The sequence below is a fragment of the Desulfosporosinus sp. Tol-M2 genome, assembly GCF_059735615.1.
Genome location: NZ_JCAIJG010000058.1, coordinates 1 through 2,598, shown reverse-complemented (window position 1 = coordinate 2,598; position 2,598 = coordinate 1). Strand labels below are relative to the sequence as shown.

4 protein-coding genes are annotated in these 2,598 nt (G+C 44.2%); all 4 read right to left on the bottom strand.

All coding sequences use genetic code 11. The features are described from left to right. Positions 1-1,050 (bottom strand): cell wall-binding repeat-containing protein (locus AC6I5A_RS03965; RefSeq protein ID WP_497900478.1); only part of this gene is annotated, 1,050 nt, incomplete at its 3' end. Further along, the gene (locus AC6I5A_RS03960) at positions 1,001-1,576 is read right to left on the bottom strand and encodes an Ig-like domain-containing protein (RefSeq protein WP_034611962.1); all 576 of its coding nucleotides are present in this window, start codon (positions 1,574-1,576) and stop codon (positions 1,001-1,003) included. The genes AC6I5A_RS03960 and AC6I5A_RS03965, both read right to left, overlap by 50 nt. Positions 1,577-1,737: 161 nt before the next feature. Further along, positions 1,738-1,941, bottom strand: a complete 204-nt coding sequence (locus AC6I5A_RS03955; RefSeq protein WP_034611961.1) for a hypothetical protein — start codon at positions 1,939-1,941, stop codon at positions 1,738-1,740. Positions 1,942-1,955: 14 nt separating this feature from the next. Then, a partial coding sequence (locus tag AC6I5A_RS03950; protein WP_034611958.1) for a hypothetical protein occupies positions 1,956-2,598 on the bottom strand: 643 nt, incomplete at its 5' end.

The following is a 2,598-nucleotide window of genomic DNA, read 5'->3' as shown; positions in this document are numbered from 1 at the left end:
CGTGGCTTGCACACCGTCAAGAGCAGCAGAGCCGTCCTTGCCGGGATCAACAAATACTGTTCCCTTGACAGTGACATTCTGTAAAGTTACCCCATCTGCATTAATAACAATGTTTCCATTGACGGTTACGTCTTTAAGTGTTTCATTGGACGTATTTAATTCCACAGCTCCCTTGAGAATTGCAGACTGACCGGACGGAGCAGTTCCATAGCCTAAGCTTTGAACCACCGCATCCGACATTACCGCAGTTCCGCCAAGAATCACAGGATTCTTAAGGAAGATATCCGTCTGGATAAATCCTTTTGTACCAATTGGCAGGGAGTCTCTATTCGACAGGACAATCGCCCCGTCAAATTTTGCGGCCAGCGGAGCACCTGTTAAGGAGTCTATCAGGCTCGTGTCACTGCCATTGGCAAAGTACATGCTGCCACCGATAATAAAGTTTTCGAAATGCTTCAACACTTCTACGTTGGTATCAAAACGGTCATACCCACCGAGTCGCGTTGCATTAGCCAAGGTATCCTTTACAGAGTCGGATACAACTGCCGTTCCGCCTATGATATAGGTCTTATTGATCCCTGTCGCTGCGATGAAATCGGACACAACTGCCGGAACGGAATCCTTATCAACCAGTAGAATGGACATCCCTTTGGCGGCGGCAATCGGGGCAATAGTGATGGCATCGACATTGGCATAGGCATTAGTCACTGCAACTTCTTGAAATGGTTTAATCTTTTGGACTTCCTTAGCAATATTTACTGCTGTTTCATAGCGATCATAGCCACCTAGTCTTACAGCTTGAATATCGGCTGCAGTAAGCTGGCTCTCGACTTGAGCGGAAATAACTGCTGTTCCACTTACCAAATAAACCTTAGTTACTCCCAGCTTTTTTAATTCACTCATTGTACCGGCAGGTACCGAGTCATAGTCAGCAAGCAGTATTGGGCCATCAATAGCTTTGGCAAGACTGGAAGAAGCCAGTGCATCCACCATGTTCCGATCACCCGACGGTGCCAGGACTGCCGTACTTGTCATAAATGAATTGGCCATTATACCCATTAAAAGGCAGTGAGGTATTATTAGCCTTTAAAGTTGAATCAAAATGGAGCCGATAGTGACCGCCCAAAGTTAACTCGGCGTTGGGCTGAATATATATGTTATTCTTCTCCGGGCTGCTTGAGCTGCCTCCGCCCAGCCGGGTGACTGTGAGCGGAATACTGGTGGCCGGGTCAGACACTTCAGTCAGATGTATGCAGTTTTGATTATTTGCCCAGTTTGCATCCCCGGTAACATTATTACTAAACACAATTTTAATTGTCGGATTTACCGGTATTACCGTACTGAGATCGGTGATACTTTCTCCGGGGGCAGCAGTCTGATTAGCAAGATCCAGAGTTGCCAGAGAAGCACTGGTAAAAATCAGTTGGGTGCTCCCGGTACCTCCGCCTCCTCCTCCCCCGATTCCACCTGCCGCAGACACAGTGCAGGGCCAGGAAAAAATACTCAAAGCGAAAATAAGGGCAATAATCAAATAAAAGATTTTTGATTGACTTGCCTTTTTGGAAAAATTAGACACAGAAATTTCCTCCTCTCAGTTACTCACTAATTCTACTTTCTCTTTTTCCATATAGAAGGAACGCTGCCACTGCAACTGAAAGTGTACCAATGGTAACAATCCAAACACCGCGACGACCCTTTTAAATATAAGTTGTTGATAGCGCAAGAACTATACGACGGTTACAGCCATCTACAGATAAAGGATTTATTTGTCCACCTTCTGTACCTGCAGTTATAACAGGAAACAGGCTCATCGCTTACCAGTTCCTCTTCGACATCTGTTTTAAATCCGCTGCATTGTTGAGCTAAACCGGCCGCTTCCAGCCAACTATCTTTGTTACCCCTAAATTCTTTTTCGCCGCGCTCATTTAAACGCCACCACATTACCGACACCCCACTTAAAAATCTTTTAATTGCTGCTTCGTACAGATTTGCCACTTTGCTCCATCTACAGTTTCCATGTTTCCTGTTGATACCGGGAGGACAAGTTTTCCATCTAAGAGAACCACTTTTACCCAGTCATTATCGAAATTAACTAACTCATCACTCTCCAGTACAATACCATTAAGGCTTCTAACTAAATCAATCTTGGTTTGATCAATAATATCTCTAACAGATGCTTGATTATTGACTGTTTCTATTTTTAATTTTCCCTTGATGCGGCCGTCATTACCGGTCAGTCTCAACCCCACTCCTGCAAGGGCTCCTATAATACCCTGGCCTGTTCCACCATGTTCCGAAAGGTGAATTCCTAATTTTTTTGCAAGTTCATAAGCGTTTCCTTTTGTTAATACCTCCCTCTTAGCTTGTTGCCCAAAGGTTAACAGTAATTCCAGCTCATTAATCTGATCAACACAAGCAATACACAGACCAGGATCTGAACCCTCTGCACTTTCTGTAGCTAAAAAATTAGAAGCATAATCTATTAAAGTGCTCAAAAATTGCTCATCCAGGTCAGCAGGAAAACACATAGAACTATTATGGGAGGTATAGGGAATGTCAGGATGAAGAAACAACTGGTGTCTTGTTACAGGTTCACAT